Below are 21,115 nucleotides of genomic sequence, written 5' to 3' on the forward strand. Positions count from 1 at the left end.
AAGCCTGCAGTCTCACGCATCCATGCCGACGCGCGAAGGCGGCGGGACGGGTTGGCGACGCTAGCGAGGGAGCCTCGTCGTGTCGACATAGGCGTGCTGGCCGCCGGTTTGCGCGGCGAGCTCGCCCAAGAAGTTGCGGCGGCCGTGGTTGGGGCCCTTGCCGAACTCGATCGTGTGGATCGTCACGGCGCCCGACGCCTCGTCGACGATCTGGTCGAGCTGGTTGGCCGTCATCGGCGTGTCGTCGTCGGTGAGGAAGAAGATGACGTCGGGCCGGAACGCAATCGCCTCTTCGAGGGCGACCTTGCGCTCGGTGCCGCCGTCGGCGGTGACGCTGAGCACGTACTTGGCGGCCCGGCGTTTGTTTTCGTCGGTGCCGAAGGCGATCCGGTTCTGGCCACCGGTCAGGTCGAGCGCCGAGACCCGGGTGTTGAAGAACAGGATGTGGAATTGTTGCGGCGGGCCGATCGCGTCGAGGCTCGCCACGAGGTGCGCCTTGACCGCGCGGAGCGGGCCGCCCTGCATGCTGGTCGAACGGTCGAGCACGTAGACGAATCGCGAGCCGACCCCCTCGACGCCGAGGAACGGGACGCGGGCCTGGCCGATCGGCAGCTTCGGGCGCCCGCCACCCGACGGGGGCGGCGCCGGCGCGCTGGCGCCGCCGGGCGACGCTTGGGGACCCGCCCCGGGGTCCTTGGGCTCGACGAGTTGCTCGAGCAACTCGCTAAACGGGCTCGGCGACAGCGACACCGACTCGGTCGGCGACGGTTCGATGGGCGCGATCTCGACCGGCACGGGCGTGTCGGCGTCGCTGAGCGAATCCGACTCGAACGGCGAGGGGGGCTGCTCCGACTGCCGCAACACGACGCCGATTTCGCGGGTGGGGGCGTCGCCCCCCGCTTCGGATCCGCCCTGCGAGCCGTAATAAAAGACCCCCGCCGACAGCAGCGTGTGGACCGCTAGCGAAGTCCCCCAGGCTAAGGCGGTGGCGCGGCGGTCGGCTTCGACGGGCATATCGGTCGAGCGTAGCAGCCGACAGGGATGCGGTCCAAGAGCGACGCGTTGCGTGCTTACTCCGGGAGCTGACGCTTCCCGGCTCGCTGGGCGAGCTGATAGCGAGCCGGGAAGCGTCAGCTCCCGGAGGGAAGCACCAACCACGCCAAACGTTTATATTACCCCTTCCGCATCCCCGCCCCGCCTCGGAGCCGCTGTTTTGTCGCTGCAAATCGTCCACTACCCGCACCCCACGCTGCGACACGTCTCCAAGCCGTTGACGAAGGTCGACGCCCAGCTCCGCGGCTGGGCCGCCGAGATGATTGAGCTGATGTACGAGCACGAGGGGATCGGCCTCGCCGCCAATCAGGTCGACCTGCCGTACCGGATGTTCGTCATCAACGTGACCGGCGACCCCGAGCAGCCTGAGCACGAACGCGTCTTCCTCAACCCGGTCCTCTCGAAAGGGAAGGGCCAGGCGACGATGACCGAGGGCTGCCTCAGCCTGCCCGACATCCGCGGCCCCATGATCCGCAACACGACCGTCCGGGTGCAGGCGTACGACCTGGCCGGTAACGAGATCGACGAGACGGTCGACGGCATGCTCGCCCGCGTCATCCAGCACGAGACCGACCACCTCGACGGCATCCTGTTCATCGACAAGATGTCGCCGACCGAGAAGGCGGAGGTCGACGACGACCTCTACGAGCTCGAGATGGACTTCCAAAGCCGCCAAGAAACGGGCGACGTCCCGTCGGGCGACGCGATCGCCGCGCGGATTGCGGAGCTCGAAGCTCACCGCTGTTAAGGAATGGACCACGGATAAACACGGATGAACACCGATCGAACGAAGTGAGGAAGCCTTCGCACAGCGAAAGCCAATCTCTTATCCGCGTTCATCCGTGTTTATCTGTGGTTCCCTAAAAAGAAGTACCAATGCGGATTGTTGCACTAGGAACCGGGCCGTTCGCCGTGCCGTCGCTGCGGGCGATTGTGGCGAGTGGCGCGCATGAGGTGCTCGCCGTGGTGACGCGTCCCCCGCGGGGACGGAAGAGCGAGCCGCCGGCGCCGATGGCGTCCGCGGCCGAAGAGCTCAGCTTGCCGCTCTGGCAGCCCGAGAGCGTTAACCTACCGGAATCGGTTGAACGGCTCGTCGCCTACGAGGCCGACCTGCTGCTCGTCTGCGACTATGGCGAGATCCTCAAGCCCGCGGCGCTCGGCGCGACACGGCTCGGGGGCGTTAACCTGCATGGCTCGCTGTTGCCGCGTTACCGGGGCGCCGCGCCGGTGCAGTGGGCCGTGCTCAATGGCGACGCCGAGACCGGCGCCGCGGTGATTCAGATGACGCCCGGCCTCGACGCGGGCCCGATCCTCGGCGAGGTCCGCACGCCGATCGATCCCGACGAGACCTCGGGCGAACTCGAAGAGCGGCTGTCCGAACTCGGCGCCGGGCTCACGCTGCGGGTCGTCAACGAACTCGCCGCCGGCACGGCCAGTGGCGAGCCACAAGACACGTCGCTCGCGACCAAGGCGCCGCGGCTGAAGAAAGAAGACGGCCTCATCGACTGGACGCGGCCCGCTCAGGCGATCAAGGACCAAGTGCGCGGGCTCCAGCCCTGGCCCCGGGCGTACACCTTCGTGCCGCAGGCAAAAGGCGAACCGCTCCGCTTGGTGATCGACCGCGTCGCCGTGGCTGAAGGCGCCGGCACGCCGGGCGAGGTGCTGACAGCCGACAAGCGGCTCGTCATCGCAACCGGCGACGGCGCCATCGAGATCCTCGACGTGCAACCCGCCGGCAAGCGGCGGATGGCGGCGGGGGATTGGCTGCTTGGAGCGAAGTTGAGTCCCGGTTTGAACTTGGGTTCTTAAAGATGTGAACCACGAAGGGCACGAAGGGCACGAAGGGCACGAAGGGCACGAAGGGCACGAAGGGCACGAAGGGCACGAAGGGCACGAAGGACACGAAGGACACGAAGGACACGAAGGCCGCTTATCAGACTTTGGACCCAATCATTAGCCATGCGTGAAGTGCTGGAGGGAAAGTTCTGGACTGGCAATGCGCACGAGGCACGCAATCCAGAGCTTCTCTACCAACTTGGAGTACGCGTTGTCATCGATCTCGCAGTCGAAGAATCCCCCGCCGTTTTGCCACGAGAGCTGGCGTACGTGCGTTGCCCAATCGATGACGGCGAGTCGGCTTCGCGCGAGATGCTTCGGCTGGCGATCGTGACAGCCTCCAGTCTTGTTAAGGAGGGAATTCCTACGTTGGTCGCCTGTAGCGCCGGCCTCAGCCGTTCCCCTTCTGTCGCTGCTGCAGCGATGTCGGTGCACACAGGTCGATCACTGCACGAAATGGTAACTGAGGTTGGCAACCGAGGTCCGACCGACATTTCGCCCGCCTTGCTAGGAATCGTAGCTTCGATCTGCGAGGAAGTGACTCAGTAAGCCGTGCCGGCCTGACCGCACGAAGCCGGCCGTCGTGTCCTTCGTGCCCGTCGTGGTTCCCCCCCAAGAACCCGCTAGCAGGGCCGCCGGCGCTCTCGCCCCCGAACCGCTAATCTGGGTAAACTACTGGCTTGTGCCCCTCCAAGGAAGGAGACCCCCCATGAGCGTGCCGGAAACGCTGCTGCTCGCCATCGCGGTGCTGGTCGCGGTGCGGACGCTCGTGAGCCTGATGCGTCGCCGCGCCCACCAACTGACCACCGAGGTCCAGAAGCAAATCGACGCCCAACGCGAACGCGAAGCCGAAGCCAAGCTCAAAGCCCGCCGAAGGGGTTCGCACTGACCTCGATTCCGCTTAGCGAGCCGCCCCCCAACGCGATGGCGGTCCTCCGCGGCTGAACGCCGCCAGCCTGGTCCGCCCCTCGGACCCTCCGAATGAAAAAACTCTATATCGAAACCGTCGGCTGCCAGATGAACCTGCTCGACTCCGAGCTGGTCGTCGCGGCGCTACGCAAAGAAGGCTACGAGCTCACCGGCTCGACCGCCGAAGCGGACACGGTGCTGTTCAACACCTGCAGCGTCCGGCAGCACGCCGAGGACAAGATCTACTCGGCGCTCGGCCGACTGAAAGACGCCAAGCGGGCGATGCCCGACAAGGTGATCGGCGTCATGGGCTGCATGGCCCAGAAAGACCAGCAGCTGATCTTCAAGCGGGCGCCGTATGTCGACATCGTCGTCGGCCCGGGCCAATTGCATCAGGTGCCGCAGCTGGTCCGCGAGGCGCGTGAGAAGCCGGGCGAGCAGCGGCTGGAGGTTTCGCTCGGCCGCAAAGAGGGCGCCACCGACGTGATCAAGCGGAGCCACGAGTCGTTCGACCCGCTCCGCGATCCGACGATGCGGCCCACCCCGTTCCAGGCGTTCGTGCGGATCCAGATCGGCTGCGACAAGTTCTGCACCTACTGCATCGTACCGTCGGTGCGTGGCCCCGAGCAGAGCCGCCCGCCGAGCCAGATCCTGGCCGAGGCCCGGCAGCTCGTCAGCGAGGGCTGTAAAGAGATCACGCTGCTCGGCCAAACGGTCAACAGCTGGCGGCACACCGAAGAGGGCGTCGCCTGGCGATTTAGTGACCTGCTCCGCGGGCTGCACGACGTCGAGGGGCTCGAGCGGATCAAGTTCGTCACGTCGTACCCGAAGGACATGACCGACGACGTGCTCGAAGCGATCCGCGACCTGCCGAAGTGCGTGAAGTACCTGCACGTCCCGGCCCAGCACGGCAGCGACGAGCAACTGCTCCGCATGAAGCGCGGCTACACGATCGCCGAGTACCGGGAGATGCACGACCGGGCGAAGCGCTGGATGCCCGACGTGGCGATCACCAGCGACTTTATCGTGGGTTTCTCTGGCGAGACCGAAGAGCAGTTTCAGCAGACGATGGACCTGGTGCGCGAGTGCCGGTTCAAGAACAGCTTTATCTTCAAGTACAGCGAGCGCCCCGGCACCAAGTCGGCCGACCGCCTGCCGGACGATGTGCCTGACGAAGTGAAGCGGCGGCGGAACAACGAGCTGCTCGCGCTGCAGAACGAGATCAGCGAGGCGGACAACCACCGGTTCCTCGGCTCGCGCGTCGAGGTGCTGGTCGAGGGTCCCAGCAAGAAGGCGGCCGAGGAGGGGGACCGGCTCCAGCTGACGGGCCGCACCATGTGCGACCGCATCGTGGTGTTCGACGGCAACCGACGACAGATCGGCCAGACGCTGCCCGTGGCGGTGTACGACGCCAACGCCCACACGCTGTTTGGCGCCGTGGTGACCGACCATGTCGGCCCCGAGGTCTTTTCGCTGGCGGGTTCGGTCGGCTGAGCGGCTCGGTCGGCTGAGCGGTGCGGGCGTCCGTCCTTCACGGGGTTTGGTCCCCGCCTTGGGGCGAACGGGAGAGCGATTCGGTTTATAGTTGGAGGACGGCGCCGGCTTGCCGCCGCGCCAGACTTTTCAACCGTATCATCTGCCTTCTTGCCCAATCTCTATGCTTGTCTCGCTCTTGGCGGCGCTGTCGGTCGCAGCAGCGGTCCCCGTTCTACCGGCCCCTAATGACGCCGAGCCACGCCGGGTTGTCTCGTTCGATGAGGCGTGGAGCTTCCATCAGGGAGACGTGCAAGGCGCGGCCGAATCGGCGTTCGACGCTTCCGACTGGAGCGTCGTGACGACGCCCCACGATTGGGCGATCGCCGGGCCGTTTCGCAAGGACGCGCCAGCAGGGGGCGAGGGGGCCTTTCTGCCGACCGGCGTGGCTTGGTACCGCAAGGCGTTCGTCGCCCCCGAGTCGCTGCGGGGTCGTCGATTGGTCGTCGATTTCGACGGCGTCATGGCCAACAGCCGTGTCTACCTCAATGGCGAGCTGCTCGGCGAACGGCCTAACGGCTATGTCAGCTTTCGCTACGACCTCACGCCGCACCTCCGCTACGGCGACGCCGGACCAAACGTCCTCGCCGTAAGGACTGATACGTCGGAGCAGGTCGCCTCGCGGTGGTATACGGGCAGCGGCGTCTACCGCCATGTCCGGTTGGTCGAGCTCGACCCGCTGCACGTCGCTTACAACGGCGTGGGGGTGACGACCCCCGAGATCACGCCCGATCGCGCCCGGGTAGCGATCGAGGTCACCATCCGCAACGACGGCGACACCCCACGCAAATACACCGTGCTAGCCGATTGCCTGAGCCCCAGCGGCGAGGTTGTCGGATCGGCGACGGTCAGCGGGCAAGCCGCCGCCGACGGGGAGTCGCAAGCGCGGCTCACGATCGATGTAGCCTCTCCCGAACTCTGGGACTTCGACAAACCGCAGCTCTACACGGCTCGCATCGCGATCGAGTCGGAAGGGAATCGCGTCGACCAAGTCACGGCGCCGTTCGGCGTCCGCACCGCCGAGTTCCGTTCCGACTCGGGCTTCTGGCTCAACGGCCGCCACCACAAGTTACGCGGCGTCTGTCTGCACCACGACGGCGGCGCTGTCGGCGCCGCCGTGCCGCTCGCCGTGTGGCGCGACCGACTAGCGACGTTGCAGGCGTTGGGTGTCAACGCGATCCGCACGAGCCACAACCCGGTCGCTCCCGAGTTCTTGGACCTGTGCGACGCGATGGGGATCGTCGTCATGTCGGAGTTCTTTGACTGCTGGGAGGGGCGCAAGCGGAAGCACGACTACGGCAAGCACTTCGCCGAGTGGTGGCGCCGCGACCTCACCGACACGCTGCGCCGCGACCGCAACCACCCGTCGATCGTGCTCTACAGCGTCGGCAACGAGATCCGCGACACGCACCAGACCGAGAAGGCCAAGCGGATCCTCGCCGGTTTGGTGGAGGTGTGCCACGAGGTCGATCCCACCAGGCCGGTGACGCAGGGCCTCTTCCGCCCCAACGTGACGCACGACTACGACAACGGCTTGGCGGACTTGCTCGACGTGATCGGCACCAATTACCGCGACGCCGAGCTGCTGCAAGCTTGGCGCGACAACCCCGACCGCAAGATCATCGGCACGGAGCAGCCGCACGAGCGGCAGAACTGGCTGCTCTGTCGCGACAACCCGCCCCACGCCGGCCAGTTCCTTTGGGTCGGCGTCGACTATCTCGGCGAGTCACGCAGCTGGCCGATCACGACGTTCGACTCCGGTCTCATCGACCGCACCGGCGCTCTCCATCCGCGTGGCGCCGAGCGACAGAGTTGGTGGAGCGAGCGACCCGTTGTGAGCCTCTACCGCCGCGAAGCGGCGACCGAAGCGACGCCGGCCGATCCCGGCTACGAGGCGGTGGAATGGCGGCGTCGCGAGGTGCTGTTCCCGGACTGGACGCCCCGCGACGCGACGGCCGACGAAGTGCACGAAGAGGCCAACGAAGTGCACGAAGAGAACGTCGAGGTCTACAGCAATTGCGAGGAGGTCGAGCTTCTGCTCAACGGTCGATCACTCGGCGCCAAGCCGCTACCGACCAACGCCGCGCCGCGGAACTGGGCCGTACGTTACGAGCCGGGAGCCCTCGTCGCTGTTGGCCGTAACGGAGGTCAAGAGGTCGCCCGATGCCGCCTCGACACCGCCGGAGCGCCGGTCGCCGTCCGGGTCACCACAAGTCGCGACCGCCTCTCTACCGATTGGGACGAGGTTGCGATGGTCAGAGCGGAGGTCGTCGACGCCGCCGGGGTCCGTTGCCCGCGGGCGACGAACCTTATCCAGTTTACGATCGAGGGCCCCGGCCAGATCGTCGCAACGGACAACGGCTCGATCGTCGATCTCGACCCCTTCACGTCGGACGAGCGACACGCCTACCGCGGCCGGGCCCTCGCCGTGGTCCGGGCCACCGCCCCCGGCGACGCCCTGCGAGTCACCGCCAGTGCCGAGGGCCTCCAGCAAGGCTCGGTCTCGATCGCCAGCGAACTCGACCGCTAGTGCCGACTGAGTTTGCAATCTCCCCGACAGCTCATTACTCCCGGTCCGCCAGGCACACCTTCTGCCGCCTTCTGAAGCGTTTCGTGTCCGCGGGTGGGGCGTTTAGGTAGGAGTTCGCATGCGGATGACTCGCGGTTGGCGCCCATGTCAGCTAAAACGGTTCGCGTCGCGGGACGGATGACGATGACGGTTGGCAAGACCTTGAAAGGCATTCCGTTCCGGGACCACGGGAGTGACGTAAGTTATTCCAGTGGAACACCTTAGCCCCCGTAGCTCAGGGGATAGAGCATCGGTTTCCTAAACCGTGTGTCGCAGGTTCGAATCCTGCCGGGGGCGCTGAATGCCGGCGGCGACGTAGTTGGTCCCTCCGGCTGTCCACCCGCTTTATTGTTGATTGGCGCGGCCCGGCGTTCGCGACGGGCACCGGCGTGGCTCGCTCTGCTCGCTCCGAGTTGGGCTATGCGGTAGAATGGAGTTCTCGGGCGTTAGCCAGGCGGCCGCCCGGGCTTTTTTCTAGGCGTTGTTCGACGAGGGCCCTGGCGGGCTCGCCGCTTGGCTATGACATCACCCGACGCTCCCACGGCCGCCCCCCCGGCGACACCGTGGCAACAGATCGCCCGCTGCGGCGTCCCTAGCGATTTGCTAGGACTGCTCCAGTCGCAGTTCGAGGCGACCCGGCCGCGACTCGCCGACCCGGGCATGGCGCTACGGAACCTCGAGCGGTTCCTCGCCGCGGCCCGCAACCCGCTCTCGACCGCCGCACTGTTCGAGCGCGACCGCGAGGCATTGCCGCAATTGCTGCAGCTGCTCTCCTCGAGCCAGTACCTGGCCGACCAACTGGTCCGTGACCAAGAGTGCTACGACCTGGTGCGGATGACCGAGGGGCGTCCGGTCGCGCGCGAGGTGCTCGTCGATGAGCTGGTCACCGAGATCACCGGACTCAGCGACTGGGGCCGGGTGGCGGCCGCGTTGCGCCGCGCCAAGCGTCGCGAGACGACCCGCATCGCCTATGGCGACATCGTCCGTGGCCAGAGCGTGGCCGCGGTCGCCCGGCAGGTGTCGCTGCTGGCGGACGCGATCCTCGAGGCGGCCCTCGTTTTCTTGACCAAGCGGCTCGAAGAGCGCTTCGGCTCGCCACGCCGCCGCGACGGCCAACGGGCCCAGTTCTGCGTGCTCGGTCTCGGCAAGCTCGGTGGCGTCGAGCTGAACTACTCGAGTGACATCGACCTGATCTTCCTCTACGAGGAAGAGGGAGAAACCGACCACAGCCGGCCGACCACCAACCGCGAGTACTTTGATCGGTTGGCGCGCGACCTTGTGAAGCTCGTCGGTGAGGTGACCGAGCATGGCACCTGCTACCGGGTCGACATGCGGTTGCGTCCCGACGGCGACCGGGGCCCGCTCGTGCAGCCGTTCGACACGATGGTCGCTTACTACGACACCCGCGGCCGCACCTGGGAACGGCAGGCGATGATCAAGGCGCGTCCGGTGGCGGGGGACCTCCAGCTGGGCGACCGGCTGCTCGAGACGCTCGAGCCCTGGGTCTATCGCCGCTATCTGTCGCTGGCCGACATCGCCGGCATCAAATCGCTCAAACGCCGCATCGAGAGCCGCGCCGCTTCGGAAGGTGAGAACGCCAGCAACGTCAAAACGGGCCACGGCGGCATCCGCGACATCGAATTCGTGATCCAGTTCCTGCAGCTGCTCAACGGCGGCGCGCTCCCCGAGGTCCGGACCAGCACGACGCTCGACGCGATCCATCGGCTCGAGAAGGCGGGCTGCCTGACCCCCCAGGAGCGGATCCACCTGACCGAGAACTACGAGTTTCTCCGCAAGCTGGAGCACCGTTTGCAAATCGTCTTCGATCTGCAGACGCACACGCTGCCGGACGACCCCGACGAGCTGCGGAAAGTCGCGGTGCGGATGGGCTTCTTTGACGAGAAGCAGGCCACGGCGCTCGCCGCGTTCCAGGGAGAGTACCGCCAACGCACCGAAGTGAACCGGCGGATCCTCGATCACCTGCTCCACGACGCGTTCCACGACGAGCACGCCGACGAGCCCGAGGTCGATCTGGTGAACGACCCCGAACCGACGCCCGAGGCGATCGCCGAGGTGCTGGGGCGTTACCCGTTCGCCGATCCGAAGGCGGCGTACGCCAACCTGATGTCGTTGGCGACCGAGCCGATCCGGTTCCTCTCGACCCGGCGTTGCCGTCACTTCTTGGCGTCGATCGCGCCGCGGCTGCTGACGGCGATCGCCCAGACGCCCGAACCGGATCAGACGCTCGTGAATCTCAGCCGCGTGAGCGACTCGCTCGGCGGCAAGGCGGCGTTGTGGGAGCTGTTCAGCAACAACCGGGCGTCGCTCGACCTGTACGTGACGCTCTGTGCGGCGTGCCCCTACCTGGCGGAGATCCTCACCAGCAACCCGGGCATGATCGACGAGCTGATGGACAGCTTGCTCGTCGGGCGCCTGCCAACCGCCGACCAACTGCAAGAGGGGCTCGCCGAGTTGTCGCGGGGCGCCGAGGCGCTCGACCCGATCCTCCACAGCTTCAAGCACGCCCAGCACCTGCGGGTGGGCGTGCGAGACATCCTCGGCAAGGACGACATCCAAGAGACCCACGCGGCGCTCGCCGACGTCGCCCAAGTCTGTCTGGGGGTGATCGCCGAACGCGAACACGCCGCCCTGGTCGAGAAGCACGGCGTGCCGACGGTCGGCCCCGTTGGCGAGCCGCAGGACGAAGAACCGGCCGCCACGGCGGAAGAGCGCGAGGCCCTCCGCGGCCGCGAGGGGGAGCCCGCCGAGGCGATCATCTTGGCGATGGGCAAGCTCGGCGGCCGCGAGCCGAACTACCACTCCGATCTCGACCTCGTGTTCCTCTACGAAGCGGAAGGGCCCACCGTCCACCAACGCCGCTCGCGGCGGGCGATCTCGACGACCAACGGCCACTTCTTCGGCGAACTGGGTCAACGGATCATCAGCGTCGCCAATCGGCTCGGGCCCTATGGACGGCTGTACGAGGTCGACGCGCGGCTCCGCCCGACCGGCCGAGGCGGGACGCTCGCGGTGACGATTCGGGCGCTGCAGGACTATTTCGCCAGCGGCGCCGGCCAACTGTGGGAGCGACTGGCGCTCTGCAAGACGCGGGTCGTCTATGGCTCCGACGCCGCGGCCGAGCGGGCGATGGCGGCCGTCAACGCGTCGGCCTACGGCCCCGCCTGGAACCCCCGCAACGTCGACGAGATCCGTGACATGCGCCGCCGCTTGGAGGCGACCGCGAGTCCGCGGAACCTCAAGCGAGGCATCGGCGGCACGGTCGACACCGAGTTTATCGCGCAGATGTTGCAGCTACGCTACGGCGGCGACGACCCTTCGGTCCGCACGCCGAACACGCTCGACGCCCTGACTACGCTCGCTTCGGGCGGTTACCTCACGAACGAGGACGCCGAATTCTTGAGCCGCAGCTATCGGCTCGAGCGAAGCGTCGAGGCGCGGATCCGGCTGATGAACTCGGCGGGTCGGCACGAGTTCCCGGAGGAAGAGGTCGAACTGCGGAAGCTCGCCTATTTGCTTAGCTACCCCAGCGCGAAGGCGCTGTGCGATGAAGTCGACGAGTGCCGTCGCGATACGCGGTCGCGTTTCGACCGCCTGCTCGACGTAGCCCGACGGAGTTAAATCGGCGCGCCGTCCCCCTTGGGAGGTGGGCGTCCACTTTTATTGTTCTCGCGCCGTCGCCCGGTCGTAGAGCGCGTCGATCACGGTGCGGAGGGCGTCGGCTTGGCCGGTTTCGAGCACCACTTGCGCGCGGGTCAGCGCCTGGCGGTTGGCGTTCATCAATTCGGCAGCCAATCGGACGCCGTGCGGGGTGAGCGCGCCGCCGGCGCCGACGCGGCTCGCCAACTCGCCGAAGTCGCTCGGGGTCCAGCCGTCGAAGAGCTCGGGCGCCGACTCGACCGCTTCTTCGATGGCGGGGTTGGTGGCGGCGTCGAACTCGGCCCGCGCAATCGACGCGTCGCCGGCGAAGAGCTCGTCGGGCGTGACGCCGAGGCCTTCGGCCAGCCGCTGCAGCGTCTTGGCGTGGGGACGCTTCGCGGCGCGTAACACCCCTCGGAGCGTTCGGGCGTCGAGGCCGCTCGCCTCGCAGACGTCCTCGTAGGTGAGGCCGTCGCGCGCCATCAGCCGACGCACATTGTGCGCAATGATCGACCAGCGGCTGGCGGCGGGAACCGACACGGCGGTAGGCTCGGGGGATAGAATGGCCTGTACGAGTATACACACCGCCAAACCCGGATGGCGAGCCGGCGACTGTCGGAGGGGTCTCCCGACCCCGGTACGGGCGCTGGGTGGAACCGGTAAACCGTTGCAAGGCGAGCCGGGAGCGTCAACGACCGGAGTGACGGGGGTACCCATTTCACTCCGGCCGTTGACGCTCCCGGCTCGCCTAAGCTGTCGTCGCTTCTGGGCCAGACCGCGGGGTGCGCGTCATCGGCGTCGGGAGACGCCTCTTCAGGAGGGATTACTCCGGGTAAAACAGCACCCGGATGGCGTGGATGAGTCCCATCGCCTCGGGATCGGTTTTCGCCGGGCGATCGGCCAGTGGCGCCAGCAGCCAGCGTCCCTCGGGCCAGCGAACGGCGAGCACCCGGCCACAGTCCTCCAGCAGTTGATAGACCCGCGCCCGCGTGACGCCTAGCTGTTCGGCCTGTGTCTTGACGGTTGGGGTCGCTCCGTCAAAGCCGAGTCGCTCGCTCGCGAGGCCTGTAACCGGCTCGCCCAGGTCGATCTCGATCTGCCGGACGAGAGGCTTGGCGACCCGCTCCTGGATGTCGGCCAGCGTCAATTTGTCGGGCCGCGCCGCGTGGGCGACCAGCCAGCGGGTCAGCTCGGGAACGAACCGGGCGGTGACATCAAGCTGAAGGTCCTCGTTCAGGGCGGCCGTCGAGACCGCTTCGTAGATGGCGCCGAAGACCTCGAGAATCGCGTTGACGCGTTTCTCGCCGTGGGTCTTCAGCAGACGGATGTCGGCGAGCGAACGGCCCGCATAGTCCGACAACGGCGTTTCCCAGATGACGGTTGGCAGCTTCCGCAGCGAGGGGGCGACCCGCCCCAGCGCGTGGTCGCCGAAGCCGGCGCGGAGAATCGTCTCGCACCACTCACGCCAGACCGCTTCCGAGACGCTGGCCGGCTCGACGCCGACGCCACGGCGGTGGGACGGCTCGTCGATCGCCGGTTCGGCGGCCATCCCGAAGGGTCGGTCGGCCGATTCGGACTTGATCGCTCGACGCAGCAGGTCAAAGAACCCGAGGATTTTCTTCTGCCCGACGCCGGGGGTCTGCATCAGGTCCTCGAGCGGCTGGGCGAGCAGGTCGCGCAGCGTCCGGTCGAGGAAAACGATCGGCAGACGGCGGTCGCTTGGCAACACCCAGTACGACAACGGTTGATCGATCCGTCCGTCCTGAGGTCCCGCCACCAAAGCGCGGCGCAGGCGCTCGTACGTCCCCTCGAGGCGGTAACGATCCGTATTCAAAGCGCTACGGCGCTGGGGCGACGACGGGGGGTCGAACGGAAGTCCTTGCGAGGCTTTCCTGGCCATGGGCGTCGTGTCTCGCGGCCGCGGGCGGCGTCATTTCTGCTCTCGCTCCGAAGGGCAAGAAGCCGAAGGGACGCAAGCGGCCGATGTGAGGAGTGGCGGTTCATCCCGAACCGCCCGTACCCAAGCATTCGGATCGGGCGCTGATTCGTCAACGTCGATGGCGGACAAACACATCCCCGACGGTCGCCCGCTCGGCAACGCCGCGCGATAACATAGACGAGGTAAGCTAGGCGCCACCCGATCGGGTTGGGTCAATCCACCTAGAACGTCCTTTCTCGAGTTCCGCTGCGCGTGACGCCCCCACCAACGCTCTCCACCACGTCCGGCACGCCGCGCTTGTCGCAGGCGGTCGTCGATCGCACCGATCGCATCGCGGTGATCGGCGCCGGCACATCGGGCCTCGCGATGGTCAAGAACCTGCGACAGGCCGCCTTTAAGGTCGATTGCCTCGAGCGCGAAGCCGACCTGGGCGGCAATTGGAACATCGCCTTGCCCTGCAGCCGGGTGATGGCGTCGACGCACCTGATCTCTTCGAAAGGGCAAACAGAGTACCTCGACCACCCGATGCCCGACGGCTGGCCGGAGTACCCGAGCCATCGCCTCGTGCTCGATTACCTGCGGAGCTACGTCGATCGATTCGGTTTGGGTGAGCACCTCCAGTTCGGCGCGGGCGTCCGCCGCGTCACCCCCATGGAGGGGCCGGGCGCCGCGCGGGGGGGAGGATGGCTCGTTGAGTTGGAGTCGGGCGAGCTCCGCCGCTACGGCCGCTTGGTGATCGCCAATGGCCACAACTGGGACTTCGCCTTCCCGGCATGGAGCGGCCGCAGCGGCGAAGCCACCTTCGGCGGAGCCGAACTCCACTCGGGCGAGTACAAAACGCCCGACGCCATCGCCGGCAAGCGGGTGCTGGTGGTCGGCGGCGGCAACAGCGGCTGCGATATCGTGGTGGAGTGCTCGCAGCACGCCGCGTTGACGCGGCTCAGCCTGCGACGCGGGTACCACTTCTTGCCGAAGTTTTATCGTGGCCAGCCGATCGATGCGGTTGGCGAGCGGCTGTTGCGTTGGCGATTGCCCCTCGCCCTGCGCCGGCTGTTAGCGCTGGGCATGATCTATCTGGTGCAGGGGCCGCGCGCCGGAACGGGACTGCCGAAGCCCGACCATCGGTTGTTCGAGACCCACCCGACGATCAATTCGCAGCTGATCTACCAGCTCCGTCACGGCGACCTCGAGGTCCGGCCCGACGTTGAGCGCCTCACGGGGGCCGGCGTCCGCTACGTCGATGGCCGCGAGGAGCCTTTCGACACGATCGTCTACGCAACCGGGTATCATCTGTCGTTCCCCTTCATGGACAGCGCCACGCTCAATTGGCGCGACGGGCGGCCCGAGCTGTATCTCAACGTCTTCCATCCCGAGCGGGATGACTTGTTCGTGCTCGGGATGATCCAGCCCGACAGCGGCCAATGGGGCTTGGTCGATCGACAGGCCCGGCTGGTGACGCAGTACCTCCTCGCTAGCGAGCAAGGCGCCTCGGCGGCCCGCGCGCTGCGTGAGCGCAAGCGGAGGCCCGACCGCGACGGAGCATTCCACGACGCAGCGATCAACTATGTCGAAACGCCGCGGCACCGGTTGGAGGTCGAGCACCACCGTTACGGCAAGCGGCTCGATCGCGAGTGGCGTCGGCTCTGCCGAGGAGTGACCGACAAGGCCACGGCCGCTACAGCTTGACCAGCATTTGGTCTTCGCCATAAACCGCGTCGGCGCGGATCGCTTGGGCTTCGGCCAAGGCCCGGGCCTCGTCTTCAGCGGTCGCCCGCGGGTCGAGGTGCATCATCACCAGCCGCTTGGCGTGAGCGGCCGCGGCGGCGTGGGCGGCGTCGGCGGCGGTGCAATGGCCCGAGTCGTCGGCGAGCCGGCGTTGCGACGCATCGAAGTACGCCTCGTGCATCAGCAGATCGACGCCATGGATCCGATCGAGCGTCGCCGGCGTGACGGGGAGCGTGTCGGTGACGTACGCGAGCGACTTTCCGCGCGCCTCGACCCGCAGGCCGAGCGACCCGCCCGGATGGTCGAGCGGAAACGTCGTCACCGTCGCCCCGCCGGCGAGCGTGAGCGACCCGCCGAGCGTCTCGAAACGCGTGACAGGCGCGATGGGGAAGAGCGCGGGCGCCAGCAGATGCGCGTGGACCGCGTCGAGCGTCGCCGTCGTGGCGTGGATGACGGTCTCGATCGGCCGGCCCTCGCAGGCGAGGCCGATCAGGTAGGTGAGTCCCACAATGTGATCGAGATGGGCGTGGGTTAGCACGATGTCGAGCCGGTCCGCGCGCAAGGCGCCGGCGGCGACGCGCGCCAGCACGCGGAACGCCCCCGTGCCGGCGTCGAGCATCAGGCCGATTTCGGGCAGCAGCACGCACGCCGTCTGCCGCCTTTCCGAGGGGTGGTAGCCCCCCGATCCGAGCAACTCAACGCTCAGCGATGAGGCGCTGGTAGTGATTGGCGTGGTCATGACGAGTCGCGAGGCTGGCCCGCTGGGCTCGGGGCGGGCTATGTTGGACGGTCAGGGGCGGCACGGCCGCCCGCAGGACGGTATCAAAGTCGGCGTGGAAAGATCAATGAAGGCTCGCTCGCTCGCTCTGCTCACGCTGATTCTCATTGCGATCGCCTCCGGCGGCTGCGACACGCCGAAGGTCCCCAAGCAGGTGGTCGTCTACACGGCCCTCGACGAGGAATTCTCCAGGCCGATCTTCGACGCCTTCACCCGCAAGACCGGGATCGAGGTGCTGGCGAAGTTCGACACCGAGGCCACCAAGACGGTCGGCCTCGCCAGCGCCATTATGGCCGAACGCGAGCGTCCCCGTGCGGATGTCTTCTGGAACAACGAGCTGCTGCACACCCTGCGGCTGAAGCGCGAGGGGCTGCTCCGATCCCAGCCGATGGCGGCCGACAAGAACTACGACCCCGAGTACCGCTCGAAAGACCTCGATTGGCGCGGCTTCGCCGCCCGGGCGCGGGTGCTGATCGTCAACACGAACCTCGTGAAAGAGGCCCGTTGGCCGCACTCGATCGAGGACCTCACGGACCCGCAGTGGTACGACCAGGCGGGGGTCGCCAAGCCGCTGTTCGGCACCACCGCCACCCAGGCCGCCTGTCTGTTCGAGCAGTGGGGCGACGAGCGGGCTAAGAAGTTCTTCACCGGCGTGAAGAAGAACTGCCGCATCCTGTCGGGCAACAAGCGGGTCGCCCAGGAAGTGGCGCGGGGCAAGCTGGCGTTCGGCCTCACCGACACCGACGACGCGATGATTGAGCTCGAAGGGGGACAGCCCGTCACGATCATCTATCCCGACCAGCCAAAAGAGGAAGGTCAGGAGGCGTTGGGAACGCTGTTTATCCCGAACACGATCGCCCTGGTCGAAGGCTCACCGAATCCGACCGCGGGCCACGCCCTGGCGGAGTTCCTGCTGACGTCGCTCGTCGAGTGCCGGCTCGTGATCGGCCCTAGCGCTCAGATCCCGCTCAGCAACGAGAGCCGGTCGGACAACGCCTGCCGTTGCCGGGTGAAGACGCCCGAAGAGGTCCAGCCGATGGCGGTCAACTGGGAAGCCGCCGCCGCCGGCTGGGACGACGCCTCGAAATGGCTTGCCGAGGAGTTCGGCGGGGCGCTATAGAAAGGCTGTGGGAGGGGTTTCCTGACCCCGATTTCCGCGCCCATTCCGCAACGGCATGGAACGCGCCATCGGGGTCTGGAGACCCCTCCCACAGGAACGATTGCTTAGCTTTTTACAGCCCGCGGCGGTGCTTGCTGCGGCCACGGCGGCCAAAGGGCGCCGGCTTCGGCGCCTCTGGCGCGGGGGCCGCTTCCACGGGCGCTTCGACGGCCTCTTCGTTGTCACTCGCCTGCGTCCCGGCGCCGTAGAACTTCACGGCGGCAGCCGCCCGCTTCTGCGTCGGTCGGGCCGCCTCGAAGCCATCGATCTTGTCCTCGATCAACACTTTGTTGATGAGGATCTCGATCCGGGTCAGCTCGTCGCCTTCCTCACGTGTCACGAACGTGTACGCGACGCCGTCACGCCCCATCCGGCCGGTGCGGCCGACGCGGTGGACGTAGTCGTCGGACGACTGCGGGATGTCGTAGTTGATGATGTGCGAGATGCTGCTCACGTCGATGCCGCGGCCGACGACGTCGGTCGCCACCAGCAGGGTGATCTCTTCGGCGCGGAACGCCTTCATCACCTTGTCGCGGGCGCCCTGCGGGAGGTCGCCGTGGATGCAGCCGATCCCCTTCCGCTTGCGGCTGAGCCGCTCGTGGATCTTGTCGCAGCCGCGCTTCGTGCGGCAGAAGACGATCGTCTGCGACGGCTGCTCGCGCTCGAGCAGGCGGTTGAGCAGGTCGTACTTGCGGTCGCCGTCGACGGTGAAGAAGTGCTGCTCGATCGTGTCGACCGACTTGTTCTTCGGCGAGAAGTCGAGCATCACCGGCTCGTGCATGTAGCGCTCGGCGAGCCGCTTCACGGGCGGCGCGACCGTGGCCGACAGCAACAGCGTCTGGCGCTTGGCCGGGCACTGGCGGAGGATCTTCTCGATGTCGGGGCGGAAACCGATGTCGAGCATCCGGTCGGCCTCGTCGAGCACGACGACACGCAGCGTGCGGAGGTCGATCGTGTGCCGGCCGATGTGGTCGAGCACGCGGCCCGGGGTGCCGATCACGACGTCGGCGCCCCGTTCGAGCTTGCTGATCTGCGCCTTGATCGGCTTGCCGCCGTAGACGGCGACGCAGCGGAACTTCCGCTCGCCGGCCAGCCGCTGGAACTCGTCGGTGACCTGCACGGCGAGCTCACGCGTCGGCACCAGGACGATCGCCTGCGGGGCGGCGCCTTTGCCGCGGTCTTCCATCGTCTCGAGGATGGGGATCGCGAACGCCGCCGTCTTGCCGGTGCCGGTCCGAGCCTGGCCGAGCACGTCGTTGCCAGCGAGGGCGATCGGGATGACCCCGCCCTGAACGGGCGAAGGGGTCTCGTAGCCGATCGACTTCAGGGTCGCGAGCATCGATTCGGAGAGGCCCATCTCGTCGAATCCCACCTTCGAGGCGGAATCGTCGGCGGTGGTGGGCATCTCGGAGGTTGTTTCTACGTCGTTCTGAGGGTCTTCCAATTGAGTTGTCGCCACGGGTTCCTGCTTTGCGGGGGGTCCTTGCGCCCCGACCGACGCGCCCGGAAATGCGATCCGGGGCGGGAAATTTAGGGTCGTTGCGCGACGTCACGGGGGGAGGGTTCTGCGTCCAACCACCGCCCGGCGTCGGAGAACCGCCCCCGGCGCCAATAAGGCCCGAGCGACGTGATCCGCGAGAGCGGCAACCTACAAAACTCTAAGTGTCTTGATAGTAACCACTTGAGGCGTGCTAAGCAACGCCGGGTGGGGGTGAGTCGACGGGGAGGGGGGGCGTGTCTCTTTCGCAACTCCGGGGGCATGCGCCCACCGGTTCAGGCGCCGCGGCTGATGCTACGCCCTCTCGTGAGGTCTGAGCCGGTGGGCGCAAGCCCCCGGAGTTGCGGAACCAACCCTCCCAACGCAAACCGTCACCCCAACGAAAAAAGCCGACCGAGAACCCGCGAGGGGCTCTCGGCCGGCTAGTCGGATCGTCCTTGATCTCGCGCAACGCCTCCGCGCTGCGTAGACCATCAAGCTAGGACTCCGCGAAGCCGAACTACTTCTTCTTCGCGGTCGTCTTCTTCGGCGAGGCCTTCTTAGCGGCCTTCTTCTTAGTCGACTTCTTGGCCGTCTTCTTCGGGGCGGCCTTCTTCACGGCCTTCTTGGTAGCGGCCTTCTTCTTGGTCGACTTCTTAGCAGCCTTCTTCTTCGGGGCGGCGGCCTTCTTAGTGGCGGCCTTCTTCTTGGTCGACTTCTTGGCGGCCTTCTTCGGCGCGGCCTTCTTGGCGACCTTCTTCTTCGCGGTTTTCTTCGGAGCAGCCATCGTTTCGTTTAACTCCATCCCTGGCGGCGCCCAGTGGGTACTACGCCGCGCCCTCCGGGCGCGCTCTCGAATCAATCGAGGGGGCGGCGTTTTCCGTAATAGGCGGACGTCCGTGAATTGCTTCACCACGTAGACCGCCAGGATTGCGCGCATTCAAGCAATTGCCCTCGCTACCCGTCAAGATGAATTGCAGCAATTCTACCAACGCGGGCGTGGCTGGCGCCGCGCGAGGGACGTGGGGCGAAGGGGGAGGGACGGGGGGATGCGCGGCGCCGCGCCGCCTACCGACGCGCCCATTCGACGAGCGTGTTCATCTCATCGATCAGCGCCCGCGGCGCGGCGCCGAGGGGGCTCTTGAAGAACGCCGCGAGCGCGCCGAGCGCGCCCTTCTCGCCGCGCCGCAGCGCGAGGTCCATGAGCCGCACCAAGTCGATCACCAGCGGCGCCGCCAACGCCGAGTCGCAGCCCTGCCAGGTGAACTGCATCGCCATCGGAACCCCTAGAAAACCGCGGAAATGGACGTGGTCCCACGCCGTTTTCCAGTCGCCGAGACTGTCGATCGCCTCGATCGAAACGTGGCTCTGCGGCGCGTCGCCGAGCAGCGATTCGAGCAGGCGTTCTTTGCTCTGGACCTTCGCGCGCTTGTGCTCCGGGTCGGCCAAGACGGCGCCGTCGCGGTTGCCCAAAAGGTTGTGCCCCACCCAGCTGTCGACCCGCAGCGCGCGGGCCGCAAACATCGGCGCGAGGGCCGACTTGAGGAGCGTCTCGCCGGTCTTGCCGTCGGCCCCGCAGTGCGGCAAAGCGGCGTCAAAATATTTTTCTTCGATCGCACGAAATCCAGCGCCGAGACACGGGGTGAAGTTCACCAACGCCGCGCCGGCCTCGATCGCGCCGAGCGCGTAGAGCGAGCTCGCGCGGAGCGGACAGCGCGCCGCGTCATCGAGGGAGGCGTCGAGCGCGGCGACGTCGGTCGGCAGCGCGCCGGCGTCGACGGGCGGCTCGGTGGAACCAAGCAGCACCATCACGACGCGCTCGAGGCCCTGCGCGTCGCGAAACGCGATGAGGTCCTCCGCCACGCGCCGGACCGCCTCGCGCGGCGTCGCGCACGGGACGACCGATGCGGCGTCCGCCAGGGACTCGATCGCCGCGCCGCTGCGGACCAAGACGCCAGGGCGGATGCTAGCGTCGAGACGAGCCAGGTCGTCGGCGTAACGGTCGGCGGCGCCGATCGGGAGCACACGTCCCGCCTCGAGCTCGCGGGCCGCGTCGAGCAGCGTGCCGCCGCGGACCTCGTGCCCGCCGAGGACAATCTGGTCCCAGCCGGGGAGGTCGACTCCGGCGAACGGGGCGGTCTCGGTCGCGAGGCCGTAGGCCGGCGCGTCGCCCCGGCGGAGGGCGGCGAGGCCAACGGCGACCGTTGTCGCCACCCCGCCGCGCGCGCCAACGATCCAGAGACCCGTCTTACCGTCCGCCATCGCCGCTCCAGAAACTTCATGAGGGAACCACAGATGAACACAGATTAACGCGGATGAAGGCCGGCTGGTTAGCGATACGGCTTTTCCTCCGACTCCTCTTATCGGTGTCTATCCGTGTTCATCCGTGGTTCCAATCCTTTGCCGCTACCGACGAACCGGCCGTGGAATTAGAGTGTCAGGTTTCCCGGCCGCAGCGCCGAGCCAGCCCTCCGGCGTCC

The 21,115-nt window shown here is 67.1% G+C and carries 16 protein-coding genes and 1 tRNA gene; 10 read left to right on the top strand and 7 right to left on the bottom strand.

Annotation, left to right across the window (positions count from 1 at the left end; translation table 11 throughout):
• Positions 1-60 precede the first annotated feature (60 nt).
• Positions 61-1,014: a hypothetical protein gene (locus Pla108_RS12785; protein WP_146445342.1), complete on the bottom strand. Its 954-nt coding sequence runs from the start codon at positions 1,012-1,014 to the stop codon at positions 61-63.
• Between the two features lie 199 nt (positions 1,015-1,213).
• On the opposite strand from Pla108_RS12785, the gene def reads away from it, so the two are divergent.
• From def to Pla108_RS12825, 8 genes are all read left to right on the top strand, one after another.
• Positions 1,214-1,801 (top strand): peptide deformylase, encoded by a 588-nt coding sequence (gene def / locus Pla108_RS12790; protein WP_146445343.1) that lies wholly within the window; start codon positions 1,214-1,216, stop codon positions 1,799-1,801.
• Between the two features lie 128 nt (positions 1,802-1,929).
• Positions 1,930-2,862, top strand: a complete 933-nt coding sequence (fmt, locus tag Pla108_RS12795) for a methionyl-tRNA formyltransferase (protein ID WP_146445344.1) — start codon at positions 1,930-1,932, stop codon at positions 2,860-2,862.
• A gap of 150 nt (positions 2,863-3,012) precedes the next feature.
• Positions 3,013-3,438 (top strand): protein-tyrosine phosphatase family protein, encoded by a 426-nt coding sequence (locus Pla108_RS12800; RefSeq protein ID WP_146445345.1) that lies wholly within the window; start codon positions 3,013-3,015, stop codon positions 3,436-3,438.
• Between the two features lie 160 nt (positions 3,439-3,598).
• Positions 3,599-3,778 (top strand): hypothetical protein, encoded by a 180-nt coding sequence (locus tag Pla108_RS12805; RefSeq protein ID WP_146445346.1) that lies wholly within the window; start codon positions 3,599-3,601, stop codon positions 3,776-3,778.
• 92 nt (positions 3,779-3,870) lie between these two features.
• Entirely contained in the window at positions 3,871-5,292 is a 1,422-nt protein-coding gene (gene miaB / locus Pla108_RS12810) for a tRNA (N6-isopentenyl adenosine(37)-C2)-methylthiotransferase MiaB (RefSeq protein WP_146445347.1), read from the top strand.
• Between the two features lie 163 nt (positions 5,293-5,455).
• Positions 5,456-7,861 carry a glycoside hydrolase family 2 TIM barrel-domain containing protein gene (locus Pla108_RS12815; protein WP_146445348.1) on the top strand — a complete coding sequence of 802 codons (2,406 nt, stop codon included), beginning with the start codon at positions 5,456-5,458 and terminating at the stop codon, positions 7,859-7,861.
• A 263-nt stretch (positions 7,862-8,124) separates the two neighbouring features.
• Positions 8,125-8,197: transfer RNA gene (locus Pla108_RS12820), tRNA-Arg, on the top strand.
• A 222-nt stretch (positions 8,198-8,419) separates the two neighbouring features.
• A complete protein-coding gene (locus tag Pla108_RS12825; protein ID WP_146445349.1) occupies positions 8,420-11,539 on the top strand; it encodes a [protein-PII] uridylyltransferase family protein in 3,120 nt (1,039 codons plus the stop codon).
• 39 nt (positions 11,540-11,578) lie between these two features.
• On the opposite strand, the gene Pla108_RS12830 is transcribed toward Pla108_RS12825, so the two are convergent.
• Both Pla108_RS12830 and Pla108_RS12835 read right to left on the bottom strand, forming a co-directional pair.
• The gene (locus Pla108_RS12830) at positions 11,579-12,097 is read right to left on the bottom strand and encodes a helix-turn-helix domain-containing protein (protein WP_197526524.1); all 519 of its coding nucleotides are present in this window, start codon (positions 12,095-12,097) and stop codon (positions 11,579-11,581) included.
• A gap of 283 nt (positions 12,098-12,380) precedes the next feature.
• Positions 12,381-13,457, bottom strand: coding sequence for a hypothetical protein (locus Pla108_RS12835; RefSeq protein ID WP_146445351.1), 1,077 nt, complete (start codon positions 13,455-13,457; stop codon positions 12,381-12,383).
• 291 nt (positions 13,458-13,748) lie between these two features.
• On the opposite strand from Pla108_RS12835, the gene Pla108_RS12840 reads away from it, so the two are divergent.
• Entirely contained in the window at positions 13,749-15,182 is a 1,434-nt protein-coding gene (locus Pla108_RS12840) for a flavin-containing monooxygenase (protein ID WP_146445352.1), read from the top strand.
• Here the strand turns inward: Pla108_RS12840 and Pla108_RS12845 are convergent.
• Positions 15,172-15,960, bottom strand: a complete 789-nt coding sequence (locus tag Pla108_RS12845; RefSeq protein ID WP_146445353.1) for an MBL fold metallo-hydrolase — start codon at positions 15,958-15,960, stop codon at positions 15,172-15,174. The two genes, Pla108_RS12840 and Pla108_RS12845, sit on opposite strands and share 11 nt — an antisense overlap.
• Positions 15,961-16,066: 106 nt before the next feature.
• Between Pla108_RS12845 and Pla108_RS12850 the strand changes: the two genes are divergently transcribed.
• The gene (locus Pla108_RS12850; protein ID WP_197526525.1) at positions 16,067-17,119 is read left to right on the top strand and encodes an extracellular solute-binding protein; all 1,053 of its coding nucleotides are present in this window, start codon (positions 16,067-16,069) and stop codon (positions 17,117-17,119) included.
• Positions 17,120-17,231: 112 nt separating this feature from the next.
• On the opposite strand, the gene Pla108_RS12855 is transcribed toward Pla108_RS12850, so the two are convergent.
• From Pla108_RS12855 to Pla108_RS12865, 3 genes are all read right to left on the bottom strand, one after another.
• Positions 17,232-18,563, bottom strand: a complete 1,332-nt coding sequence (locus tag Pla108_RS12855; protein WP_146445355.1) for a DEAD/DEAH box helicase — start codon at positions 18,561-18,563, stop codon at positions 17,232-17,234.
• 592 nt (positions 18,564-19,155) lie between these two features.
• Positions 19,156-19,422, bottom strand: a complete 267-nt coding sequence (locus Pla108_RS12860) for a hypothetical protein (protein WP_146445356.1) — start codon at positions 19,420-19,422, stop codon at positions 19,156-19,158.
• Positions 19,423-19,703: 281 nt separating this feature from the next.
• Positions 19,704-20,897 (bottom strand): inositol-3-phosphate synthase, encoded by a 1,194-nt coding sequence (locus tag Pla108_RS12865; protein WP_146445357.1) that lies wholly within the window; start codon positions 20,895-20,897, stop codon positions 19,704-19,706.
• Positions 20,898-21,115 lie beyond the last annotated feature (218 nt).

This window comes from Botrimarina colliarenosi, assembly GCF_007859955.1.
GTDB lineage: Bacteria > Planctomycetota > Planctomycetia > Pirellulales > Lacipirellulaceae > Botrimarina > Botrimarina colliarenosi.